The organism is Chryseobacterium sp. (assembly GCF_019236175.1).
GTDB lineage: Bacteria > Bacteroidota > Bacteroidia > Flavobacteriales > Weeksellaceae > Chryseobacterium.
Map to the genome: position 1 here is coordinate 100,980 of NZ_JAFAJM010000024.1, position 23,561 is coordinate 124,540.

The window sequence follows — 23,561 nt, forward strand, 5'->3', positions numbered from 1 at the left end:
CGAATCTGTGATAAAATATTAAAAGCACGCCATTGGCGTGCTTTCGTTGATATAGCGTGTTTATTATTTGGATTTATGCTTCACAAGCTGAGCATGTCACAAAATTCACCATCATTTCCTTTGAAACAGAAGAACTTCTTTGGTAGTAAAGTGTTTTTACCCCTTTCTTCCATGCCTCAATGTACAGATAGTTGACATCTTTTACAGGCATTGTAGAAGGAATCTGAAGATTCAGCGACTGAGCCTGATCGATATATTGTTGTCTCTGTGCCGCCTGAGAAATAATTTCCATCGGAGAAATTTCTTTGAACGTTTTGAATACTGCCTTTTCTTCAGGAGTAAGCTCATTAAGGTGTTGTACAGAACCGTGGTTCAGCATGATTGTTCTCCAGGTTTCTTCATTATCTAAACCTTTTTCTTCTAATAATTTTGCTAAATACTTGTTCTTACGCATAAAGTTTCCTTTAGCAAGCCCCGCTTTATAATAGTTTGAAGAGAAAGGTTCAATTCCGGGAGAAGTCTGCCCTAAAATAGCTGAACTTGAAGTGGTAGGAGCAATAGCCATAGTTGTGGTATTTCTTAATCCGTATCCTTTCAGTACTTCAGGTTCACCATAGATATTGGCTAGCTCTCTTGAAGCTTGTTCTGCCTGTTCTTTAATATGTCTGAAAGCTCTTGCATTGAATTGAGTAGCCTCAAAGCTTTCAAACGGGATCATATTTTTCTGTAAATAAGAGTGGTATCCTAAAACACCTAACCCAAGAGCTCTGTGACGCATAGCGAAATTTCTGGCTCCCTGTAAATAATAGTTACCTTCCGTTTTATCTATAAATTCAGATAAAACAGCATCAAGGAAGTAGATGGCTAATTTTACCGCATCCGTGTCCTTCCACTCATCGTACAATTCAAGATTCATGGAAGATAAGCAGCAGATAAAAGATTCATCTCTTGTAGAAGGCAGCATAATTTCAGAACAAAGGTTACTTGCATTGACTGCTAATCCTAGATCTTTATATACCTGTGGCTTATTTCTGTTAACATTATCTGTAAAGAAAATATAAGGCAGACCTTTTTGCTGACGGCTTTCCAGTACTCTTGCCCACACTTTACGTTTCTCCATGTCACCGTCAATCATATCCTGCATCCAGTAATCCGGAACACAAATTCCGGTGAAAAGATTCTGAATCGGGCTACCGATATCTTTAATGGATAAAAATTCTTCAATATCTCCGTGGTCAATATCTAAATAAGCTGCAAAAGCTCCTCTTCTTACTCCTCCCTGAGAAACAACATCCATTGCCGTATCAAATAACTTCATAAATGAAACGGCTCCTGAAGACTTACCATTGTCTGTTACAGCAGTACCTCTGTTTCTAAGTTCTCCGAAGTATCCTGAAGTACCACCACCAATCTTTGTCTGCATGATGACCTCACCCATTTTATGAGTAATCCCTTCAATACTGTCCGGAATGTGAACATTGAAACATGAAATAGGAAGACCTCTCTGTGTTCCCATATTTGCCCATACTGGAGATGAGAAACTGATCCATCCTTTTGTGATCATTTCTTTAAAAGCCGCTTGCAATTCAGGTTTGTATAACCTTTTTGCTGCTGCAGTGGTAATTCTGTCGATAGCTCCGTCTACCGTTTCACCTTTCAACAGATATCCTCTGTTCAACATCTGCTCAGACTCTTCGTTGAGCCACCATATATTTGAATTTTGCTCTTCCATAGATGTTATATTTTCAAACACCGGAGTGAGGGGATCACTCCGGTATTTTGTTTTTTATATTATTGATTCTAAAAATTCTACTTTGTGGGAACCTTTCAGCCCGCTTTCATCTCTTACCCGCTGAAACTCCTTAAAAGATGGGATATTCAAAACCTCATGCTGAACTTCTTCATTGAGGTAGTTCGAATAATGTAAAAATGTAACACCGTCTTCTTTTACATACACCTTATACTCAAACGCAGATGAATCCAAATTTTTAAAATCATCCAGAAATTTTTGAATATTTGCTTTATTTGCAGGAACAAATTCAGGTTTTACCGTGTAACTTACGATTACATTAATCATCTTTTATATTTGTGCTTGTGTTGTTGGATTAGAATAAATCGTTGGCCGTAATACTCTTATCGTGTTTCGTGTAATCAACAGGTCTTTTGGCAAAGAAATCATCCAATGAATTGGCAAATACTTCTTCCTCAAACCAGACCATTGGTCTGTATTGTTCCGGAGTAATATTATATCTTGTTTTCATATTGATTTTCTTCAAACTGTCATCCACACGATATTTCATGAAGTTTAACAGGTTTTCTTTAGACACATTGTCGATCTCACCCAATTCAAAAATCCAGCTCAGAATATCTCCTTCTCTTTCAATAGATTCATCCACAAGCGTGTAAATGTCTTCAATATCACTGTCTGATAACAGATCAGGTTGTTCTTCACGAATTTTGTTGATTAAATAGATTCCTGCATTAGCGTGAATCTGCTCATCTACAGAAGTCCATGCAATGATATTAGATACATTTTTCATGAATCCTTTGAATCTCGTGAAAGAAAGGATGATGGCAAACTGAGAAAATAGAGAAACGTTTTCTACCAGAATACTGAATAATAATAACGCTGAAACATACTCTTTAGGTGTTGCCGAGTTGGCATGTTTTAAAGCATTTCCAAGGAATTCAATTCTGCCTTTTACAGCCGGAATTTCTATCACATTAAGAAACTCGTCATTATATCCTAATACCTCTAGTAAACGGGAATATGCTTCAGAATGACGGAATTCGCATTCTGCAAAAGTAGATCCTAATCCATTGAATTCCGGTTTCGGAAGGTGATTGTATAAATTTCCCCAGAATGTCTTTACAGACACCTCAATCTGTGCAATGGCTAAAAGCGCATTTTTCACAGCATGCTTTTCATGTGGTTCCAACTGCGAATGAAAATCCTGAACATCTGCAGTAAAATCCACTTCCGAATGTACCCAGAACGATTTGTTGATCGCTTCTACAAATTGAAGAACCTCAGGGTATTCAAATGGCTTATAACTTACTCTTTTATCAAAAATTCCCATATTAATATCTTTATAATTAAAATAATTCAGATCTCTGTGGATAACGTTCAGAAAGTTTCTAACTTTTTGTTTTTCTGGTGGTTGTGAATGAAAGTTATTCACATTGTAAGTTTGTGTTTCTGATCAGAATCTAAATACAAAGTTCGAAAAAAAGAACTGATTTTGAAAGAGGTAAATACTAATTGACTGACTTTTAGCTGTAAAAGTTTTCCACATTTACATGAAACCGGCACGAATAATAGGCTGGAAGGGGATATTGTGGGTAAATAGATGGAAATCTTAAGTTACAACTAAACACTTTTGTGTAAAGTGTTATAAATAAAGATAAAATTAATTAAACAAAAAAAATATTGAATTAATTTTCATTCTTGTAACAATTTGAAAGTATCTTCTACTTATTGGGTATAAAACATAGACCACTTAATGTTAGTAATTCAGGATTTACATAAGTCATACGATACGGGGAAAAGCAAACTTCATGTTCTCAAGGGAATTAATCTGGATATATCAGAAGGTGAGTTTGTTTCTATTATGGGAAGTTCCGGTTCCGGAAAGTCTACACTTCTTAATATCATTGGAATTCTGGATGAAAAAGATTCAGGAACTTACGAGTTGGATGGCGTTCCGATCGAGCATTTGTCTGAGGTAAAGGCCGCAGAATACAGAAGCAAGTTTTTAGGATTTATTTTTCAGTCTTTTAACCTGATTAGTTATAAAACAGCGTTGGAAAATGTAGCACTGCCTCTCTATTATCAGAATGTTCCAAGAAAAGAACGTAATCAGAAAGCTTTGGAATACCTGGAAAAAGTGGGACTTTCGCAATGGGCTAATCACCTTCCAAGCGAACTTTCGGGAGGGCAGAAACAGAGAGTAGCCATTGCAAGAGCTCTGATCACAGATCCCAAAGTTGTACTGGCGGATGAACCTACCGGAGCACTGGATTCAAAAACAACCCATGATATTATGAAGCTGCTTCAGGATATTAACAATGAAGGAAAAACGATTATTGTGGTAACCCATGAACCCGATGTGGCTGCACAGACAAAAAGAAATGTGGTCCTGAAAGACGGGATTATTGAAAGCGATGAGTTCATTAAACAAATCGTTTTATAAATTAATTTGAGAATGAAATAACTTGAAAATTGATGGATCCTATTCTGTTCATCTTTAAATTTTTCAATCTTTTAATACTACTACAAAATGTTTGACCTAGATCGTTGGCAGGAAATATTCAGCTCTATCCGAAGTAATGTACTCCGGACAGTACTTTCCGGATTTACTGTGGCTTTGGGACTGTTTATTTTTATTGTGCTTTTTGGGATCGGAAAAGGGCTGCAGAATGCCTTCTCTGAAGGATTTGCCGGAGATGCCAAAAACCTGATTACCATTTATACAGGAAAAACTACTTTAGCCTATAAAGGACTGCAATCCGACCGGACTGTTACCATGAATAATTCTGACTATGATTTTCTGGTCAGTACCGATAAAGAAAAAGTAGGAGCATCCAGCCCCAGGTATGAAGTGAATTTAATGGTAAAATACGGAAAAGAAAGTGGCCTTTATCAGATTCACGGTGCAGAACCCGGAGAACAGATTATTGAAAACAGAAAGATTATTGACGGTCGCTATATCAGCCCCGGAGATCTGGCAAGAAAGCAAAATGTGGCCGTGATCGGAAGAATGGTACAAAGAGACTTGATTAAAAACGGAAGTTCTGTAGGAAAAGAACTGGATATCAACGGAACAATGTTTAAAGTAATCGGAGTGTTCTCTGATGACGGAGGAGACAGAGACGAAAGACATATTACCGTTCCGATTACGACTTTACAACAGATGAAAAAAGGATCTGATACCGTGAATACAGCCTATATCACATATAATGATAAACTAACACCGGATCAGGCAATTAAATACGGTGACGAACTGAGAGATAAGCTGAAAGCAAGAAAAAATGTTTCTCCTGATGATGAAAATGGTGTCCGTGTCTGGAATAATGCCAAGAATATGAACGATACGTTTACATTTATGGCTGTTCTTACGGCTATTGTAGGATTTATCGGACTGGGAACCTTATTGGCCGGAATTATAGGGATCAGTAACATCATGGTGTATATCGTGAAAGAAAGAACCAAAGAAATCGGGGTAAGAAAAGCAATTGGTGCAAAACCAAAAGGAATTGTAGCCCTGATTGTTCAGGAGAGTGTAGTGATTACGGTGGTTTCCGGATTTGTAGGAGTGGCTGTAGGGGTTTTAACATTAAACCTGTTAGGAGACAGCCTTGAAGAATTCTTTATTAAAAGTCCTAGCGTAGGATGGGGAACCATCTTTATGGCATTCATTGCTCTGGTCTTTTCCGGCTTAATTGCAGGATTCGTTCCGGCGTACAGAGCGTCAAGAATTAAACCAATTGAAGCACTAAGAACAGAATAAACAGCTTGTAAAACTTATAACTCATAATGTATAACTCATAATTCGAAAAGGTGAATATCATATTTAAAAAAGACACTTGGCAGGAGATCTATTATTCACTGAGGAATAATAAGCTTCGGACATTTCTTACCATGATTGGAGTAGGATGGGGGATGTTTTTGTATGTAAGCCTTCTTGGGGCTGCCAAAGGAATGGAAAATGGTTTTGATAAATTGTTTTCAGGATTTGCAACCAATTCAATTTTTTTATGGGCTCAAAAAACATCAATCCCCTATGAAGGATTTCCAAAAGGAAGAGATGTTCACCTTAATCTGTCTGATATGGATATGCTGAAGAGAAAGATTAATGAAATTGATTATATATCCCCGCAAAATGCAAGAGGAAGTTTTACCGGAACACCGGGAGAAACGATTTCAAGAAATGGAAAAAGCGGGACTTATTCTCTTACGGGAGATTATTCCGTAGGAAATAAAATTTCAGAGAAGAAGCTTATTTTCGGAAGATATATCAATGATGCGGATGTTTCGGGAAATAAAAACGTAGTAGTGATTGGAGAAGAAATCTATAAAAACTTTTTTGCTTCCAAGAAAAATGAAAATCCCATTGGCCAGTCTATCAATATAAAAGGAATATTCTTTAATGTAATCGGCGTTTTCAGAGTGAAAAAAGGAGGTGGTTTCGAAAACGACCGTACGGCATTTATCCCACTTTCTACCTATACGAAGATGTATAACGCAGGTGAACAGATCGATATGTTTGCTATTGTCAGTAAACCGAATGCTAATGTGAATGCTGTTGAAGAAAATGTGAAGCAGGTTCTGAAAAATAAAAATAAAGTTTCTCCTGAAGATACCAATGCTTTTGGAAGTTTCAATTTGGGAAAAGAGTTTAAAAAACTGACAGGCTTCCTTACGGGGATGCAGCTTTTGACCATTATTGTGGGAACGCTCACTATTCTTGCAGGGGTTATTGCGATTTCAAATATTTTGCTGATCACAGTAAAAGAAAGAACAAAAGAGATCGGAATCCGAAGAGCATTAGGAGCAAAGCCGGCGGAAGTGAGAAATCAGATTCTGTTGGAAAGTGTTGTGATTACTCTCTCTTCAGGGCTGCTGGGATTCATGTTTGGAATTTTTGTGCTGATGATTTTGAATGCCGTTACCCAGGGACAGGATTCGTTTCCTTTTTATAATCCAACGGTAAACTATGGAAATGTATTTGCCGCAATGGCAGTGATGGTGATTTTAGGATTAATTATCGGAATGATACCGGCACAAAGAGCCGTAAAAATTAGACCTATTGAAGCGTTAAGAACAGAATAATAATTTGATTAAAAAAATAAACTATACGTATGAAAAAGAAATTCACTTGGAAAAAAGCCATTTATATTTTTTTAGGGCTTTTATTTGCAGTGGCATTGTTCTCAGGGATTGGATATCTTATAAAATCTAACTCTAAAGAAGGGGAAGCCTTTCTGACCCGTCAGCCTAAAGTTCAAAATATGGATGATAAAGTAATGGCTACCGGAAAGATTACTCCAAAAGAAGAAATTGAGATCAAACCGAATATTACAGGTATTATCGATAAAATTTTAGTGAAAGAAGGAGATAGAGTAGAAGTAGGGCAATTGATTGCCACAATAAGAATTGTTCCCAGTATTTCTGAGGTAAATGCTGCGCAACAGGAGGTTCAGAATGCACAGCTTCAGATCAATAATTCCCAGATGAATGTCGGGAATATGCAAAAACAGTATGAAATGCAGGAACGATTATATAAGCAAGGTGTAATTTCCAAACAGGATTACCTGAATTCTCAACAACAGCTGTTTACACAACAACAGAATCTTAAAAATGCTCAACAACAGCTTAATACAGCACAAAAAAGACTGCAAATTGCAAAGACAGGTGCTACTCCCGAACTTCAGGGGCAAGGGCTTGCTACGACGCAAATCCGTTCTAAAGCTTCAGGTACTGTTCTTGAGGTTCCCGTAAAAGTAGGAAGTCAGGTAATTGAAGCCAATAACTTTAACGCGGGTACAACTATTTGTTCTGTTGCAGATCTAAATTCGTTGATCTTTAAAGGAGAAATTGATGAAGCACAGGCCGGAAAACTAAAGGAAGGTATGGATATGAATATTGTGATCGGAGCATTACAGAATAAAACATTTCCGGGAAGGCTGACGATGATTGCACCGAAAGGAAAAGATAATGCCGGAACCATTAAATTTCCGGTAGAAGGTGATGTTAATAACCCTAATAATGAATACATCAGAGCTGGTTTTTCAGCAAACGGAGAAATTGTCTTAAGTTCTCAGAAAAATGCATTGTTACTGGATGAATCATTGGTTCAGTATGAAAAGAAAGACGGAAAAGATATTCCTTTTGTTGAAGTGAAACAACAAGACGGAAAATTCAAGAAAGCTTATCTGAAACTGGGCGCAAGTGATGGTATTAACGTTCAGGTTCTTTCGGGATCCGGAATTACAAAAGATTCTCAGATTAAAGTCTGGAACCCGTCTGATAAAGACAAAGAAGAATTAAAGTCAAAGCAAAAATAATAAACTGACACTATAAGTTTTTTAAACTGTGAAATCCCGAGGAATCTCTTCGGGATTTTTTATTGTCATATCAGTATATTTCTATAGCAATTGTATGAATAATTGTATATTAGATGTAATAATAGGTTGAGGATAGATGTCTTATAGTTAATTCCGGTTTATTGTTATAATCATGAAAAAATATTATTGGGTTCTTGTTATTTTTATTCTTGCAAAATTTATTCTTCAATATTCTCTGGTCAGCCCGGAATACGACCTGCAGCGCGATGAATACCTGCATTTTGATCAGGGATATCATTTGGCGTGGGGATATCTTTCGGTGCCTCCTGTGACTTCATGGATTGCCTGGCTTATCAGAATGTTAGGCGGATCCGAATTTTGGATCCGGTTTTTTCCTGCCTTATTTGGGGCTTTAACGATCGTGGTGGTCTGGAAAATAATTGAAGAACTGAATGGAAGTCTGTTTGCTAAAATTCTTGCATCTGCCGGACTGCTTTTTTCTATATTACTCCGGTTGAATATGTTTTTTCAGCCCAATTCCATGGAAGTGTTGTTATGGACGTTGTTTTTTTATATTCTCATCAGATATGTCAGTACTGAAAAAGTAAAATGGCTGTATTGGGGAGGAATTGTCTTCGGAATCGGAATCCTGAATAAATACAATATTGCTTTTCTCGCCTTAGGGTTTATTCCGGCACTGCTCCTGAGCAGTCAGAGAAAGATCTTTCTGAATCCGCATCTTTACTTGAGCGGGCTTCTGACTCTTCTTATCGTTTTACCCAATTTGATCTGGCAATATGAACAGCATTTTCCGGTGATTCATCATATGAAGGAATTGTCAGAAAGACAGCTGGTGAATGTGAACAGATGGAATTTTATGAGAGCGCAGGCATTGTTTTTTATTGGAATTGGTTTTGCCATTATCGCTGCTTTTTATGCTTTGCTGTTTTATCCTCCTTTTAAAAAGTTCCGGTTTTTCTTTTGGGGGTATGTGATTACGATAGGATTATTTGTTTTTTTTAAAGCGAAGGATTACTATGCTATAGGACTTTATCCTGTTTATATTGCTTTTGGAACTACCTATTTAGGAACTATCCTCAGAGAGGGCTGGAAAAAGAAATGTATTCAGCCTGTTTGTCTTTTGCATCCTGTGATTTTGTTTTTTCCGTTGTACAGTCTTTTGTTTCCGAATAAAAGCCCGGAATTTATAGCTGCTCATCCGGAGTGGTACAAAAAATTTGGATTACTTCGCTGGGAAGATGGTGAAGACCATTCCTTACCTCAGGATTTTGCCGATATGCAGGGCTGGAAAGAACTTGCCCAAAAAGTGGATGAAAAATATTCCCGGTTATCAAAAACAGGAAATACATTGGTTTTATGTGACAATTACGGACAGGCAGGAGCTATCAATTTTTATTCAAAAAAAGGAATAAGAGCAGTTTCATTCAATGCCGATTATATCAATTGGTTCGACTTAAGTAAAGCCTATAAAAACCTGATCAGAGTCAAAGATTATTCAGAGAATCAGGATGAAATTAGAGAAACAGGTCCTTATTTTGACATTACGGAAAAGGTAGAGTATATCACCAAACCGTTTGCCAGAGAGAAAGGTACTGCCATATTCAGTTTTGAAGGAGCGAAAATAGATATTAACAATAGAGTTCAGAATGAGATCAGGGAAGTCAAACAAGAATATTAATACACTATTAACACTTGATACTGAGATGTAAGTGTGAAATAATCTCTACATTCGTTCTTGCTAAAACGGTTGGTCAGAAGAATTTCTTTGAATGCCGGAACTTAGTTGAAACAACTAAATTATATAAACCCGATCGGCTGTTTAGTAAAAGAGCTGATCAGAAACTGATTCTTGAATTTGTATCAACTCAGGAATCTTTTTTTTAATTTATAGTATAAAATATTATCGCAACAATATTGCGTTATCTGATTTTGTTTTACCTTTGCATGAACAGTTGTTATTTCTAACTGTCATCATATTATGGAAAATAAAAACTTTGATGCCATCATCATAGGAGGCAGTTATGCCGGATTATCAGCAGGAATGGCTTTAGGAAGATCCCTGAGAAATGTATTAATCATTGATAACGGGAACCCCTGCAATAAACAAACTCCGCATTCTCATAATTTTATTACTCAGGATGGGAAAACCCCGGGAGAAATTTCAGATCTTGCCAGAAAGCAGGTGAAAGCCTATCCTACCGTCCGGTTTTATGACGGAACCGTTTCAGTCATGAAAAAAGAAAGCTCAGGCTTTAAGATAGAAACTTCCTCCGGTGAATGTTTTAATGGTAAAAAGCTCATTCTGGCTTCGGGGATAAAAGATGCTATGCCGGATATTCCCGGATTTGCAGAATGCTGGGGAATATCAGTAATTCATTGCCCGTACTGTCATGGCTATGAAGTCAGAAATGAAGTAACAGGGGTTTTGTCTGATGGAGATCTGGGTTTTGAGTTTTCAAAACTGATCTATAATCTGACAAAAGAACTGACACTGTTTACCAACGGGAAAACGAAACTTAGTGCTGAGCAGCTTGGAAAGCTCAATCAGCATACAATACGGGTAAACGAAGATGAGATTGAAAAGATAGAACACGAAAAAGGATATATTCAAAAGATCATTTTTAAAAATGGAAAAGAAGCTCCGTTAAAGGCTTTGTATGCTAAAATAACTTTCACACAAAATCTTAATGTTTCAGCAGATTTAGGATGTGAGCTGACAGAGCAGGGATTTATAAAAGTTGATTTTATACAAAAGACAAGCGTTTCCGGAGTTTTTGCCTGTGGTGATAACGTTACTATGATGAGGTCTGTAGCCAATGCTGTTGCTCAGGGGAGTTTGGCAGGAGCAATGGTTAATAAGGAGTTGTCGGAAGAGGAATTTGAAATCAGTAGTTTTTAAATTTTATGACTGAAAAACATCCTTTTCCATATTAAAATCTTGCCGGAAATTCCGTACATTTGGGGTGAAAAATTTCAAAAACTAAAAGTAAAATGGATATTATTTTCGACCTGATTGAAAAGGAAAGACAAAGACAGGCCCATGGATTGGAGCTGATTGCATCAGAAAATTTTGTTTCTGAAAATGTGATGAAAGCAATGGGAAGTGTACTGACAAACAAATATGCTGAAGGATACCCCGGAAAAAGATATTACGGTGGATGCGAAGTAGTAGATGAGGTTGAAACATTAGCTATCAACAGAGCAAAAGAACTTTTCGGAGTGGATTATGTAAATGTACAGCCACATTCCGGTTCTCAGGCTAATGCCGCCATTTATCTTGCCGTTTTGAAACCCGGTGATAAAATTATGGGAATGGATCTTTCAATGGGAGGTCACCTTACCCATGGTTCTGCGGTAAATTTTTCAGGAATTCAATATGAAGTAGTTTCTTACGGAGTAGAAAAAGAGACGGGTCTTATTGATTATAATCAAATGAGAGAAGTAGCGCTAAGAGAAAGACCCAAAATGATGATTGCCGGTTTTTCTGCTTATTCAAGAGACCTTGATTATGCCAAATACAGAGAGATTGCTGATGAAATAGGTGCAACACTTTGGGCAGATATCGCTCACCCTGCAGGTTTAGTTGCCAAAGGATTATTAAATTCTCCGTTTGAGCACTGTCATGTAGTAACAACTACCACTCACAAAACGTTAAGAGGGCCAAGAGGAGGAATGATCATGATGGGGAAAGACTTTGAAAATACATACGGTCATAAAACTCCGAAAGGAGAGGTTAAAATGATGAGTCAGGTGTTAGACGGAGCTGTATTCCCTGGAATTCAGGGAGGACCTTTAGAGCATGTAATTGCCGGTAAAGCAATCGCTTTCGGAGAAGCTCTGGATGGGCAGTTCGAAACCTATGCAAAACAAGTGAGATCTAATGCTCAGGCGTTGTCAAAAGCCATGATCGAAAGAGGGTTTGACATTGTAAGCGGTGGTACGGATAATCACCTGATGTTGGTAGATCTTAGAAATAAAGGAGTAAATGGTAAGGAAACTGAAAAAGCATTAGTGCTTGCTGATATTACTTGTAATAAAAATATGGTACCTTTTGACGATAAGTCACCGTTTACAACATCTGGTATCAGATTAGGAACAGCTGCCATTACAACAAGAGGACTTAAAGAAAATGATATGGATACGATTGCAGGATTTATTTCTGAAGTCGTAGATAATATCAAAAATGAAGAGGTGCTTACTTCCGTAAGAAAGAAGGTTAATGAATTAATGGAAGGGAAAGCACTGTTCAACTATTAATATAACTGGAAATATAATATAAAGAATGGGCGCCTGCTCATTCTTTTTTTTTTACCTATGGAAAAGAAATCGTTTACTTTTGAAGAGATTAAGCAGAAGCTGGTTAACTATTGTGTTTATCAGGATCGCTGCCATGCGGAAGTGGAACAAAAAATGAGGGAATTCCTTCTTATTGATGAAGCGAAGGAAGAAATTCTGTTATATCTTTTAAAAGAAAACTATCTCAATGAAGAAAGATTTACCAGAAGTTATATTCGTGGGAAATTCTATATTAAGCATTGGGGGAAAAATAAGATCAAAATGAATCTGAAGCAGAAACAAATATCTGAAAAAATGATCAGTATATGCTTTGATGAAATTCATGAAGATGATTACAGAAAAACCATTATAAGAATCTATGAAGATTATTTCTCCAAACAAAAAGGGCTTCAGGAATACCAGAAAAAATCAAAGACGATCAAGTACTTAATGAGCCGGGGCTTTGAATATGAAAAAATAAATGATACATTTGATTAAATATAAAAAGTGAATATTAAAAACATAAGAAAAGATTGAAAGGAAATAAAAGGATAGATGCTGATATTTTAGAATCTGTAAAAACCATGAATTTTATCAGGAATAATTTTACGCTTTTGAAAGTGTCTGTCTTTTCGAAAAATATAATAAAGCTCTTTTTTCGAGGAATTGTTGAGCAACTGTCACTATATAAGGAAATAAATTCAAAATTAGAAAAGAAAAATTTTAAAAAAATATTTTCTGAAAATGGTATAGAAACCAGATGTTTATGACAGGTAGTATATTTTTCAAAATTATATAACAAATATAAATTCTTTAAAGAGAATCTTTGTGGTATACTTTTTGAAAGGGGTTTATGTTTATCGCCGGAACTAATCTTACTGCTAGTAATGAAAATAAAATCGAACAATTATTAAATAATATCAGAAACTAAATTTATTTTTTTAGATATAGTATATTGATGAGATTTTATTTTAATTTTGCATCAATGATTCAATGGGGGTTGAATTAATAATCATGACTTGTACCACACTTTAATAATATATGAACACAAATAAAGACAATGTATAATTCTTTCAGGAAAAAAATATTTGGAGGGGATAATGTTGTCAATCTCTCAGATGTAAGATATCTACCGAGATGGATAATACTAATCATAGATATTATAATTCTCGTAATATCCTTATTTCTTTCCACCTATATCATCGAAAAAATCACTAAAGGAGAATTTATTTATCATGATGATAAAAGTATTGTTTTTGCTTTTATTATTCTTATAAACACCTTCTTTATGTATGTTTTCAAGACATATGCAGGAATTATAAGACACTCTACTTTTATAGATTTATTCAAACTTTTTGTTTCGTGCTTCTGTACGATGTTTGTTGTAGCTACAATAAATATTTTTTACTTCTGGATTTTCGGAACAAAATTTATATTGACACCTTACCTTGTCCTGTATTTTGTCATATCTTTTATGGGATTGTTTCTCTTTAGATTATATGTCAAAGAGTTTTTTCACATTGTAAGAGAATACAGAAGAAGTGCGTTGAAAAAAAGGATTTTGGTGCTTGGGATTGATGAACAGTCAATTGCGATTGCAAGAGCGATTCTGGATAATCCCAATCTTCCCTATCAAGTGGTAGGCTTTTTGACGCAGAGAACAGATTCCAAAAGAGCCTCTCTTCTGGGTAAGCCTATTTATGCGAAAGAAAAAATCGAACACAGTACCAAAGATGATCTTGTTATTGACGGGATTATTATAGTAAAAGAAATGATGGCAAAAGATGAAATGAATTCCTGGGTGAATTTGTTTCTGGAAAAAGATTTAAATGTTTTTAAAGCGCCTTCAGTACAAAAGCTGAGAGATAGTGACCTGGGTGGATCCATCAGAAATCTTCAGATCGAAGATTTACTGAACAGAAAACCTATAAAAATTGAAAATGAAGAGGTTAAAAGCAGGCATTACGGAAAGAATGTACTGGTAACGGGTGGAGCAGGATCGATAGGCAGTGAGATCGTAAGGCAGGTTGCCCAGTTTACACCGTCTTTAATTGTCGTGTTGGATCAGGCTGAGACCCCTTTATATGATGTTGAACTTGAGATGAAGGAAAAATTTCCTCACATCAGATTTAAATTTGTACTGGCAGATGTTTCCAATATGCAGCGTATTGAACCCTTGTTTCAGATGTATAATTTTTCCATGGTGTATCATGCTGCTGCGTACAAACATGTACCGCTGGTAGAAGATAACCCTAATGAAGCCGTTCGTGTGAATGTACTGGGATCAAAGAATATTGCTGTTTTATCGAGTCGCTATAAAGTGAACCGATTTGTGATGATTTCTACTGATAAAGCGGTTAACCCAACCAATGTAATGGGGGCTTCAAAAAGATCTGCAGAACTTTTTGTACAGTCACTCCAGCATACAGCAGGAAATACCACCAAGTTTATCACAACCCGATTCGGAAATGTTTTAGGTTCTAATGGTTCGGTAATTCCTCACTTTAAAAAACAGATTGAAGCAGGTGGGCCTGTTACGATTACCCATCCGGATATCGTAAGGTATTTCATGACCATTCCTGAAGCCTGTGAGCTGGTTCTTCAGGCCGGGACAATGGGACATGGAGGAGAGATCTTTGTTTTTGACATGGGAGAACCGGTGAAGATTCTCGATCTGGCGAACAGAATGATTAAATTATCGGGCTTTGAACCCAATATAGATATTAAGATTATTTATACGGGGCTCAGACCAGGTGAAAAACTATACGAAGAATTATTAAGTGATAATGCCAAAACTCTTCCGACTCATCATGATAAAATTATGATTTCTAAGGATCCTGTGATGTCATTTTCGGAAATTGAGTATCTTGTTAATCTGATTACAGAAGCATCAGAAATGAAGGAAAAAGTAGAGGTAGTTAAGATTTTGAAATCAATCGTACCCGAATTTAGAAGTAATAATTCTATCTACGAGGTTTTGGATAAATAGGAGAAGCGGAAAGAAATATAAATGTATATATTTGTACAATTTTAAAATATGAAAAGTAAAATATTAGGGATATTTTTTGTATTCTTATTAGTATCATGTAAGGTCAAGGACAATGTTCAGAATGATCTCAATTATATGCAGAATATAGAAAATATTGCAATAGAATCTTCTGCAAAAAATTCTAGTTCTACCATACAGGCAGGAGATCAGCTGGTGATCTTGATTACAGCAAAAGATATGGATGTAGTAAAACCATTCAATCAGAATTATTCTTCTTCGGAAATCATCCAGACCAATAATTTTGCTGGCGGAAATACTCCTAATCAGGGGATGACTACTATTTCAGGTCCTACATACATCGTTGACAGTGATGGGAACATTGATTTCCCGATCATTGGCAAAATGAATACCAAGGATAAGTCTCTTGTAGAATTTAAAGATGAAATAAGGGAAAAAATTACCCAGTATGTTATCAACCCAACGGTAAATGTCCGTCTTGCTAATTTTAAAGTGACCATCTTAGGTGAAGTTAACCGACAGGGAGACTATACCATTGCTAACGGACAGGCCACTGTACTGAATGCATTAGGGCTTGCCGGAGATTTGACGATCTATGGAAAACGTACTGATATATTGGTAATCCGAACTGAAAATGGAAATGTTATACATGGAAAAATTAATCTACAGGATGCTAATCTTATTAACTCTCCATTTTTTAACTTAAAACAGGGCGATGCTATTATAGTCCAATCCAATAAAGTCCGGGAAATAACAGCAAGGCAGAATCCTAATACAGGACTTTATCTGACTGCTATTTCTATCGGAGTTACTGCCATTGCTGTAGTTATAAGTTTATTTAATAAGAAATAAAAAATTAATGGATAGCCAAAAACCTTCACAAATTTTTGAAGTAAAAAAAAACGATAATATTAATGAAATATTGAAGCCCTATCTTCAAAAATGGAAGTGGTTTATTATTTCAGCTTTTTTATGTGCAGCAATCACTTATTTTGTTCTAAAATTCAGTGTTCCTGTATATAATATTCAATCTACTGTTTTGATTAAGGATTCTAAAAATTCATCTTCCTCTGATAGTGATGTTTTGAAGGATCTTTCCGGATTCGGAGGAATGAAAACGAACAGTGTTGAAAATGAGATCCAGATATTTAGGTCGAAAAAAATGATGCGTAATGTTGTTGTAGAGCAGAATCTTCAAACAAATATTTACGGAAAAGGTAAGTTTCAAACCATTGAACTGTATAAATCGACTTCACCTATTGAGGTGAAAGTGATCAGTGAAAAACCAGATGCGAATTTTATAGTAAAATCTTTAAAATTCAGCTCACAGGGAAACAGGTTTGCGCTGTCATCCCCTGATCTTAAAAATACGATTACAGGTGAATATGGGAGAACAATAAGTTTACCGTATGCCAATATTATTGTCCTGAAAAATAAAAAATTCAACCCGGCTTTGGTCAAAGATGTTGATCTTAATAATCTTGATTTGGTGGTTGCTTCCACTGATTTCAGAACAACTCAGCTCCAGTCAATACTCGGAGTGGGATTAGTGGATAAAGATGTTACTGTAATACAGCTTTCCATGAATTATCCTCAGGTTGAAAAAGCTAAGGATATCTTAAACAGATTGGTGGTGGTATACAATAACGATGCTATTGTAGATAAATCCTCCGAATCAAGAAAAACCCTTGAGTTTATTGATGACAGAGTGAAAAAATTGGCTGTTGAACTGGGAGATGTTGAAAACCAGAAAGAAAGCTTTAAATCCCAAAATCAAATTACAGATCTTGAAACTGAAGCTAAGATAAGTTTGGAAACCTCAGCCACTGCAAGACAGAAGCAATTAGAAATAGATGCACAGCTTGAGCTTACGAATGCTCTTTTAAACTATGTAAACAAGCAGGGGCAATATCAGGTACTTCCTTCAAATGTTGGTCTCAACAGTACGGAAACAGCATCAAGTATCGATACCTACAATCAGTTGGTATTACAGAGAAAAAGACTTTTAGAATCGGCAACTCCTGAAAACCCTGTAGTAGCAGATATTACCAGACAGCTGGATCAGATGCGCTATTCTGTGGTACAGAATCTTCAACGAATCAAAGTTAATTCCGAACTTGCTAAAAATGAATATGTAGGCGAGCAGAACAAAGTTTCAGGAAAGATTTCCAAATTACCTTCCATCGAAAAGATTTTCAGAGGGATTGAAAGACAACAGCAAATTAAAGAAAACCTGTATCTGCTTTTACTGAAGAAACGGGAGGAAACTGCTATTGCAGAATCTATTATTGCTCCTAAAGCAAGAGTGGTGGATGAAGCTTATGCTTCAACGGCTCCGGTCTCTCCAAAGAAGCTGATCATATTATTTATCGCTTTAGTGGTTGGAGTGATGATTCCTGTTGTTTTAATTTATATCCGTGAATTATTTAATAATAAAATTAAATCAAGACATGATCTTGAAAAACTTTCTTCCACTGCCGTGGTAGGTGAAATACCAAGTCTGGCTAAAGGAGAAAATGATATTGTACAGGTGAATGATATCACTCCTATGGCTGAAGCCTTTAGAATTCTGATCACCAATATGAATTTTATGCTTGGTAAAAAGGAAAAGGGGAAAGGAAAGATTGTCTATGTGACTTCCACCGTTCAGGGTGAAGGAAAGACCTTCGTTTCCGTTAATCTTGTGCTTACCCTGGCCAATCCGAACCGAAGAGCTATTATCATTGGAGCCGATATCCGAAATCCTCAGTTACAGAGATATAATACTTCAAGAAAAGGCCTTGCCGGGCTTACAGAATATCTGTATTCTGATCAGACCCAGATCAACGATATTATTCACATGACTTCTTTTAATCCTAGCTGTGACGTGATTTATTCGGGAATGATACCACCGAATCCTACGGAATTACTTACCAACAACAGGTTCGAGGAACTTCTGGAAGAACTGAAGGGCAGATATGACTATATCATTGTAGATACTGCACCGTTGATGCTGGTTACCGATACATTCCTTATTGCTGATCATGCTGATGTTACCTTGTATGTGACAAGATCTAAATTTACCGAAAAGGAATTAATTGGTTTTGCTGATTCCAATATTGAAAACAATAAAATTAAAAACGTTGGTTTTGTACTTAACGATATCAGTAAAGAGTACTTCGGGTATGGTAATAAGTATGGATACGGATACAGTGCTAAGAAGAAAACATGGCTTGAAAAACTGAGAGATAAATTTTAAGAAAACAAAGAATGACATCAAATTATAAAGAGATTGTAGGAAAGAAAGTACTGGTAACAGGAGGAGCCGGATTTATAGGATCAAATCTGATTGAGAAATTATTAAGTCTTAAAGTAAAGATCACGTGTCTTGATAATTTCGCAACAGGAAAAAGAGAAAATATTGCTCCTTTTTTGGATCACCCGGATTTCACATTGATAGAAGGCGATATCCGTCATCTTGAAGACTGCAGAAAAGCCTGCGAAAATCAGGAGTATGTACTTCATCAGGCTGCTTTGGGTTCTGTACCAAGATCTATTAACGATCCGATTACCAGTAACGATGTAAATGTGGGCGGATTCCTCAATATGCTGATGGCAGCTAAAGACGCCGGAGTTAAAAGATTGGTGTATGCAGCATCGTCTTCCACCTATGGGGATTCAGAAGCGCTTCCTAAAGTGGAGGATAATATCGGAAAGCCGCTTTCTCCCTATGCCGTTACAAAATATGTAAACGAGCTCTATGCTGATGTATTCAAGAAAACCTATGATTTTGATACCATCGGATTAAGATATTTCAATGTATTCGGGAGAAGACAGGATCCTAACGGTCCTTATGCAGCAGTGATTCCTAAATTCGTACAGCTTTTGATCAAACATGAAGCGCCCGTTATCAACGGTGGCGGAGAATATTCAAGAGACTTTACGTATATTGATAATGTAGTGCAGATGAATCTCCTGGCCATGACGGGGGAAAATGAAAATGCAGTCAATCAGGTATACAATGTTGCGTGTGGAGACAGAACCACTCTTAATGATTTATTGGAATTCCTTAAAGAATATCTGTCAGATTTTGACGGAGAAATCAATAAGGTAGAAGCTATTTATGGACCTTATAGAAAAGGGGATGTTCCTCATTCTTTGGCGTCAATAGAAAAAGCAGAAAAATTACTAAACTATAAACCAACACATTCAGTGAAAGAAGGGCTTAAAGAAGCTGTGACATGGTATTGGGAAAATTTAAAATAACATGATGAATTACAAAATTTCAATTATTGGCTTAGGATATGTGGGGTTACCTTTAGCAAGGCTTTTTGCAACTAAATATCCGGTTGTGGGCTTTGATATTAATGATCAGAGAATTGAAGAATTAAGAGCCGGAAAAGATAGTACACTGGAAGTTGATGACGATATTCTGCAGTCGGTACTTATTAAGAATAATCCTGCCCGTGAAGAAAAAGGATTATACTGTTCGTCTGATCTCAATGACATTAAGGATTCCAATGTGTATGTGATCACTGTTCCTACACCGGTAGACAAAAATAATCGCCCTGACCTTACCCCTTTGATTAAAGCCAGTGAAACGGTAGGGAAAGTGATCAAAAAAGGAGATATTGTGATTTATGAGTCTACCGTATATCCTGGTGCTACAGAAGAAGATTGTATTCCGGTTGTAGAAAGAGTTTCAGGACTTGGGTACAATGTTGATTTTTACGGCGGATATTCACCGGAAAGAATTAATCCGGGTGATAAAGAACATACTGTTGAAAAAATTTTAAAAGTAACCTCGGGATCCACTCCTGAAATCGGGAAAATTGTGGATCAGCTTTATAATTCAATTATTATTGCCGGAACCCACCTTGCCCCAACCATAAAAGTGGCAGAAGCAGCTAAAGTAATTGAAAACTCTCAGAGAGATATCAATATAGCCTTTGTCAATGAGCTGGCGAAGATCTTTAACCTGATGGGAATTAATACCCATGATGTTTTGGAAGCTGCGGGAACGAAATGGAACTTTTTACCTTTCAAACCAGGACTGGTAGGAGGTCACTGTATTGGTGTGGATCCTTATTACCTGGCACAGAAAGCTCAGGAATACGGCTATCATCCAGAAATTATTTTAGCCGGCAGAAGGCTGAATGATTCGATGGGGAGATATGTAGCTGAACAGGTTGTAAAAACTATGATCAAAAATAATGTCAATGTGAATACAGCTAATATTCTGATGTTGGGATTCACCTTCAAAGAAAATTGTCCGGATGTCAGAAATACCAAAATTATCGATGTCGTGAAAGCGCTGGAAGATTTTGGAACAAAAGTTGAAATTTATGATCCTTGGGCAAATGTTGATGAAGTGAAACACGAATATAATATTAGTTGTACAAATACGTTGCCTCAAAAGAAGTACCATGCGATCATTCTCGGTGTAGCCCATAAAGAGTTTTTAGAGATCAGTATTGATGATCTTAAAGCTGAAAATGCCATAGTATATGATGTAAAAGGTATTTTAAAAGAATCAGATCAAAAATTATAATTGGCTTATGACTCCTAAAATAATAGAACTCCCGAAGATATTTGACAAAAGAGGAAATCTTTCCTTTTTTGAACATCCAAATCAGCTTCCTTTTGAAATAGCCAGAACTTACTGGATCTATGATGTTCCTGGGGGAGAAGTGAGGGGAAGCCACGCTTTTAAAGAACAGCAGGAGTTTATTATCGCATTATCCGGCAGTTTTGATGTTGTGATTCATGACGGTAAGGAAGAAAAAGTATTTTCACTGAACAGATCATATTACGGATTATACATTCCTAAGATGTACTGGAGAAGACTGGAAAACTTTTCTACCAATTCATTGGCACTTATTGTTTCTGATAAGCCATATAATGAAAACGACTATATAAGAGATTTTGAAGAATTTAAAAAACAGACTGATGAACAATAAGATTTCTGTATTTGACTGTAGTGTTATTGATCTGGGAAAAGTGGGTTTTGATGAGGGAAACCTTACGGTGGTGGAAAATTCAGTCTTCCCTTTTGAAGTTAAGAGGGTGTTCTATCTGTATGATATTGCGGGTGGAGAAAGCCGTGGCGCCCATTCTCATAAAGAATGCCATCAGTTTCTGATTGCTGCAGGGGGAAGCTTTGAAGTATCGCTGGATGATGGAAAGTTCAAAAGACAGGTTTTTCTGAACCGTCCGGATATAGGATTGCATATTCCTCCTGGAATATGGGCTTCTGAGATCAATTTCTCTTCAGGTGCCATTTGCCTGGTCTTAGCCTCTCATCACTATAATGAAAAAGATTATGTGAGAGATTACGAAGAATTTAAAAAGATCGTCAGTCAAAAATAAATGGACTTCCCGGATACATTCTGCAGGCCCGAAAGAAGATCATAGAATTTCTATGCTATAAGTTATAATTTGTAAACACATGAGATATGGTAATTGACTATAAGGGAATTAAACTTAGATTGGTAAATGAAGAAGATGCTTCATTTATTATTGTTTTAAGGAATGATGAGAAAAAATCAAAATTTATTTCAAAGACATCTACTGATATAGAGGCTCAGAAAAAATGGATTTCTGATTATAAAACCCGTGAAAAAGCAGGACAGGAATATTATTTTATCGCTACGGATGATAATGGTGAGGATTTTGCAACCTACAGACTTTATAAAATTGATTCAGGGCAGCCTGAAATTGGAAGTTGGGTGACCAAACCGGGATATTCGAATGTGAAAAATTCAATAAAAGTAGATGTTGCCGTTAAGAATTATGTGTTGAATGAAATGAATTTCGAAACCGCACAGTTTGAAGTCCGCAAACAGAATTTTTCAGTCAATAATTATCATAAACTTTTTCAGCCCGAATTGATAAGAAGTGATGATGATAATCATTACTATCTATTGAAGAAAGAAATATTTAACAATATTCTTCCAGGTATACTTAAAAAATTTAAAATATAATCACTAAACAAAAAATAAGCATATGTCAGTAAATGAATTTATCGAAAAATTTCAGTCGCAGTTAGAAAATCCAAATGTAGAGATAACTCCAGAAACAGAATACAGCAACGAAAGCTATTGGGACTCACTTACTGCTATGGTGGTAAAAGTAATGATTGAAGATGAATATGGGGTGGACATAGAGCCGGAACAGATTACATCTCTTAAAAACATAAATAGTCTTTATTCTTACGTTATTGAGAAAAAACAATAATAATGGCTTTTATAAAAAATATTTCGACTTACATTCCTGAGAATGTCATTTCCAATGAAGAGATTTCAATGAAATTTCCTGATTGGGACAGTGATAAGATTCTCGATAAAATTGGAATCAGAAACAGGAATATTACCGGAGAAAAGGAATTTACTTCGGATATTGCTGTTAAAGCTCTCAATAACCTTATTGAGGAGCACGGTATTGATAAAGCTGAAATAGATTATCTTATCCTTTGTACACAAAGTCCCGATTATTATCTGCCGGCAACGGCCTGTATCGTACAGTCCGAGGTGGGGTTAAATACCAATTGCGGTGCCATAGATATCAATCAGGGATGTTCAGGATATATTTACGGGCTTTCTCTTGCCAATGCTCTTGTGGATTCGAAGATGATGAAAAATGTGGTTTTAATAACCGCGGAAACGTATTCGAAACACATCCACGCTAATGATAAGGGAAATATCAGTCTTTTTGGTGATGCGGCCACAGCCACCCTTATCTCCGCTGACGGAAATTTTGAAATCCTGAAGTTCTCTCTGGGAACAGACGGGAAAGGAGCCAATAACCTTATTGTGAAAAACGGAGCTACAAGAAATAAAAAGACCGACAACCAGGAAGATATGGATAATTATCTTCATATGAACGGACCGAAAATTTTTGATTTTACCTCTAAGGCTATTCCAGGCCTGGTTGCAGAAAATCTTAAAATTAACGGATTTGAAAAAGCTGATATTGACACCTATATATTTCACCAGGCTAACACCTTCATGTTGGATTTCTTAAGAAAGAGAATTAATATTCCGACCGAAAACTTTGTAGTGGATATGTTAGACTATGGTAATACGGTGTCATCCACTATTCCTATTGCTTTAAAAAACTCATTAGAATCAAGACAGTTACAAAACATCATGTTAGTTGGCTTCGGAGTAGGCTATTCATGGGGAGCTGTTTGTCTGAGCAAAAAATAATATTA

Annotated in this window: 21 protein-coding genes and 1 pseudogene; 19 read left to right on the top strand and 3 right to left on the bottom strand. The window is 36.3% G+C overall.

Annotated elements, in window-relative coordinates:
• Positions 1-73: 73 nt before the first annotated feature.
• Genes JO178_RS20380 through JO178_RS20390 form a run of 3 tightly spaced genes read right to left on the bottom strand, consistent with a single transcriptional unit; the run spans position 74 to position 3,080 of the window.
• A complete protein-coding gene (locus JO178_RS20380) occupies positions 74-1,732 on the bottom strand; it encodes a ribonucleoside-diphosphate reductase subunit alpha (RefSeq protein ID WP_291939979.1) in 1,659 nt (552 codons plus the stop codon).
• A gap of 54 nt (positions 1,733-1,786) precedes the next feature.
• Complete coding sequence (locus tag JO178_RS20385) at positions 1,787-2,077, bottom strand: hypothetical protein (RefSeq protein WP_291939981.1); 291 nt, start codon at positions 2,075-2,077, stop codon at positions 1,787-1,789.
• 28 nt (positions 2,078-2,105) lie between these two features.
• Positions 2,106-3,080: a ribonucleotide-diphosphate reductase subunit beta gene (locus tag JO178_RS20390; RefSeq protein ID WP_291940395.1), complete on the bottom strand. Its 975-nt coding sequence runs from the start codon at positions 3,078-3,080 to the stop codon at positions 2,106-2,108.
• Positions 3,081-3,503: 423 nt separating this feature from the next.
• Here JO178_RS20390 and JO178_RS20395 point away from each other — a divergent pair, with 423 nt between their 5' ends.
• From JO178_RS20395 to JO178_RS20480, 19 genes and pseudogenes are all read left to right on the top strand, one after another.
• Entirely contained in the window at positions 3,504-4,193 is a 690-nt protein-coding gene (locus JO178_RS20395; RefSeq protein ID WP_291939983.1) for an ABC transporter ATP-binding protein, read from the top strand.
• A gap of 87 nt (positions 4,194-4,280) precedes the next feature.
• Positions 4,281-5,510 carry an ABC transporter permease gene (locus JO178_RS20400; RefSeq protein ID WP_291939985.1) on the top strand — a complete coding sequence of 410 codons (1,230 nt, stop codon included), beginning with the start codon at positions 4,281-4,283 and terminating at the stop codon, positions 5,508-5,510.
• 50 nt (positions 5,511-5,560) lie between these two features.
• Positions 5,561-6,832, top strand: coding sequence for an ABC transporter permease (locus tag JO178_RS20405; protein WP_291939987.1), 1,272 nt, complete (start codon positions 5,561-5,563; stop codon positions 6,830-6,832).
• 29 nt (positions 6,833-6,861) lie between these two features.
• Positions 6,862-8,067, top strand: a complete 1,206-nt coding sequence (locus tag JO178_RS20410; protein WP_291939989.1) for an efflux RND transporter periplasmic adaptor subunit — start codon at positions 6,862-6,864, stop codon at positions 8,065-8,067.
• A gap of 172 nt (positions 8,068-8,239) precedes the next feature.
• Positions 8,240-9,766, top strand: a complete 1,527-nt coding sequence (locus JO178_RS20415; protein WP_291939990.1) for a glycosyltransferase family 39 protein — start codon at positions 8,240-8,242, stop codon at positions 9,764-9,766.
• A 300-nt stretch (positions 9,767-10,066) separates the two neighbouring features.
• Entirely contained in the window at positions 10,067-10,987 is a 921-nt protein-coding gene (locus JO178_RS20420) for an NAD(P)/FAD-dependent oxidoreductase (RefSeq protein WP_291939992.1), read from the top strand.
• Between the two features lie 92 nt (positions 10,988-11,079).
• On the top strand, positions 11,080-12,345 hold the full coding sequence (gene glyA, locus JO178_RS20425; RefSeq protein WP_291939994.1) for a serine hydroxymethyltransferase: 1,266 nt from the start codon (positions 11,080-11,082) through the stop codon (positions 12,343-12,345).
• A gap of 57 nt (positions 12,346-12,402) precedes the next feature.
• Positions 12,403-12,861, top strand: coding sequence for a regulatory protein RecX (locus JO178_RS20430; protein ID WP_291939996.1), 459 nt, complete (start codon positions 12,403-12,405; stop codon positions 12,859-12,861).
• A gap of 562 nt (positions 12,862-13,423) precedes the next feature.
• On the top strand, positions 13,424-15,352 hold the full coding sequence (locus JO178_RS20435; RefSeq protein ID WP_291939998.1) for a nucleoside-diphosphate sugar epimerase/dehydratase: 1,929 nt from the start codon (positions 13,424-13,426) through the stop codon (positions 15,350-15,352).
• Positions 15,353-15,487: 135 nt separating this feature from the next.
• Positions 15,488-15,838: pseudogene (locus tag JO178_RS21555) on the top strand (polysaccharide biosynthesis/export family protein); the annotation flags it as partial.
• Between the two features lie 98 nt (positions 15,839-15,936).
• Positions 15,937-15,981, top strand: a complete 45-nt coding sequence (locus JO178_RS21560) for a hypothetical protein (protein ID WP_365867413.1) — start codon at positions 15,937-15,939, stop codon at positions 15,979-15,981.
• A gap of 248 nt (positions 15,982-16,229) precedes the next feature.
• On the top strand, positions 16,230-18,608 hold the full coding sequence (locus JO178_RS20445) for a polysaccharide biosynthesis tyrosine autokinase (protein WP_291940002.1): 2,379 nt from the start codon (positions 16,230-16,232) through the stop codon (positions 18,606-18,608).
• Positions 18,609-18,619: 11 nt separating this feature from the next.
• Positions 18,620-19,615 (top strand): SDR family oxidoreductase, encoded by a 996-nt coding sequence (locus JO178_RS20450; RefSeq protein ID WP_291940004.1) that lies wholly within the window; start codon positions 18,620-18,622, stop codon positions 19,613-19,615.
• A gap of 4 nt (positions 19,616-19,619) precedes the next feature.
• Positions 19,620-20,900: a nucleotide sugar dehydrogenase gene (locus JO178_RS20455; protein ID WP_291940396.1), complete on the top strand. Its 1,281-nt coding sequence runs from the start codon at positions 19,620-19,622 to the stop codon at positions 20,898-20,900.
• Positions 20,901-20,907: 7 nt separating this feature from the next.
• The gene (locus tag JO178_RS20460) at positions 20,908-21,309 is read left to right on the top strand and encodes an FdtA/QdtA family cupin domain-containing protein (RefSeq protein WP_291940006.1); all 402 of its coding nucleotides are present in this window, start codon (positions 20,908-20,910) and stop codon (positions 21,307-21,309) included.
• Positions 21,299-21,718 (top strand): FdtA/QdtA family cupin domain-containing protein, encoded by a 420-nt coding sequence (locus tag JO178_RS20465; RefSeq protein WP_291940008.1) that lies wholly within the window; start codon positions 21,299-21,301, stop codon positions 21,716-21,718. The genes JO178_RS20460 and JO178_RS20465 overlap by 11 nt, the downstream gene beginning before the upstream one ends.
• Before the next feature lie 86 nt (positions 21,719-21,804).
• The gene (locus JO178_RS20470) at positions 21,805-22,332 is read left to right on the top strand and encodes a GNAT family N-acetyltransferase (RefSeq protein ID WP_291940010.1); all 528 of its coding nucleotides are present in this window, start codon (positions 21,805-21,807) and stop codon (positions 22,330-22,332) included.
• A 22-nt stretch (positions 22,333-22,354) separates the two neighbouring features.
• Complete coding sequence (locus tag JO178_RS20475) at positions 22,355-22,585, top strand: acyl carrier protein (protein WP_291940012.1); 231 nt, start codon at positions 22,355-22,357, stop codon at positions 22,583-22,585.
• A 2-nt stretch (positions 22,586-22,587) separates the two neighbouring features.
• Positions 22,588-23,556, top strand: coding sequence for a ketoacyl-ACP synthase III (locus JO178_RS20480; protein ID WP_291940015.1), 969 nt, complete (start codon positions 22,588-22,590; stop codon positions 23,554-23,556).
• Positions 23,557-23,561: the final 5 nt, after the last annotated feature.

Excerpts from the sequence above, each read along its gene's own strand:
- JO178_RS20430 (WP_291939996.1), top strand. The coding sequence starts at position 12,403 with ATGGAAAAGAAATCGTTTACTTTTGAAGAGATTAAGCAGAAGCTGGTT.
- JO178_RS20460 (WP_291940006.1), top strand. The coding sequence starts at position 20,908 with ATGACTCCTAAAATAATAGAACTCCCGAAGATATTTGACAAAAGAGGA.
- JO178_RS20395 (WP_291939983.1), top strand. The coding sequence starts at position 3,504 with ATGTTAGTAATTCAGGATTTACATAAGTCATACGATACGGGGAAAAGC.
- JO178_RS20415 (WP_291939990.1), top strand. The coding sequence starts at position 8,240 with ATGAAAAAATATTATTGGGTTCTTGTTATTTTTATTCTTGCAAAATTT.
- JO178_RS20455 (WP_291940396.1), top strand. The coding sequence starts at position 19,620 with ATGAATTACAAAATTTCAATTATTGGCTTAGGATATGTGGGGTTACCT.
- JO178_RS20480 (WP_291940015.1), top strand. The coding sequence starts at position 22,588 with ATGGCTTTTATAAAAAATATTTCGACTTACATTCCTGAGAATGTCATT.
- JO178_RS20470 (WP_291940010.1), top strand. The coding sequence starts at position 21,805 with ATGGTAATTGACTATAAGGGAATTAAACTTAGATTGGTAAATGAAGAA.
- JO178_RS20420 (WP_291939992.1), top strand. The coding sequence starts at position 10,067 with ATGGAAAATAAAAACTTTGATGCCATCATCATAGGAGGCAGTTATGCC.
- JO178_RS20385 (WP_291939981.1), bottom strand. The coding sequence starts at position 2,077 with ATGATTAATGTAATCGTAAGTTACACGGTAAAACCTGAATTTGTTCCT.
- JO178_RS20475 (WP_291940012.1), top strand. The coding sequence starts at position 22,355 with ATGTCAGTAAATGAATTTATCGAAAAATTTCAGTCGCAGTTAGAAAAT.
- JO178_RS20390 (WP_291940395.1), bottom strand. The coding sequence starts at position 3,080 with ATGGGAATTTTTGATAAAAGAGTAAGTTATAAGCCATTTGAATACCCT.
- JO178_RS20445 (WP_291940002.1), top strand. The coding sequence starts at position 16,230 with ATGGATAGCCAAAAACCTTCACAAATTTTTGAAGTAAAAAAAAACGAT.
- JO178_RS20410 (WP_291939989.1), top strand. The coding sequence starts at position 6,862 with ATGAAAAAGAAATTCACTTGGAAAAAAGCCATTTATATTTTTTTAGGG.
- JO178_RS20400 (WP_291939985.1), top strand. The coding sequence starts at position 4,281 with ATGTTTGACCTAGATCGTTGGCAGGAAATATTCAGCTCTATCCGAAGT.
- JO178_RS20435 (WP_291939998.1), top strand. The coding sequence starts at position 13,424 with ATGTATAATTCTTTCAGGAAAAAAATATTTGGAGGGGATAATGTTGTC.
- JO178_RS20380 (WP_291939979.1), bottom strand. The coding sequence starts at position 1,732 with ATGGAAGAGCAAAATTCAAATATATGGTGGCTCAACGAAGAGTCTGAG.
- glyA (WP_291939994.1), top strand. The coding sequence starts at position 11,080 with ATGGATATTATTTTCGACCTGATTGAAAAGGAAAGACAAAGACAGGCC.
- JO178_RS20450 (WP_291940004.1), top strand. The coding sequence starts at position 18,620 with ATGACATCAAATTATAAAGAGATTGTAGGAAAGAAAGTACTGGTAACA.
- JO178_RS20465 (WP_291940008.1), top strand. The coding sequence starts at position 21,299 with ATGAACAATAAGATTTCTGTATTTGACTGTAGTGTTATTGATCTGGGA.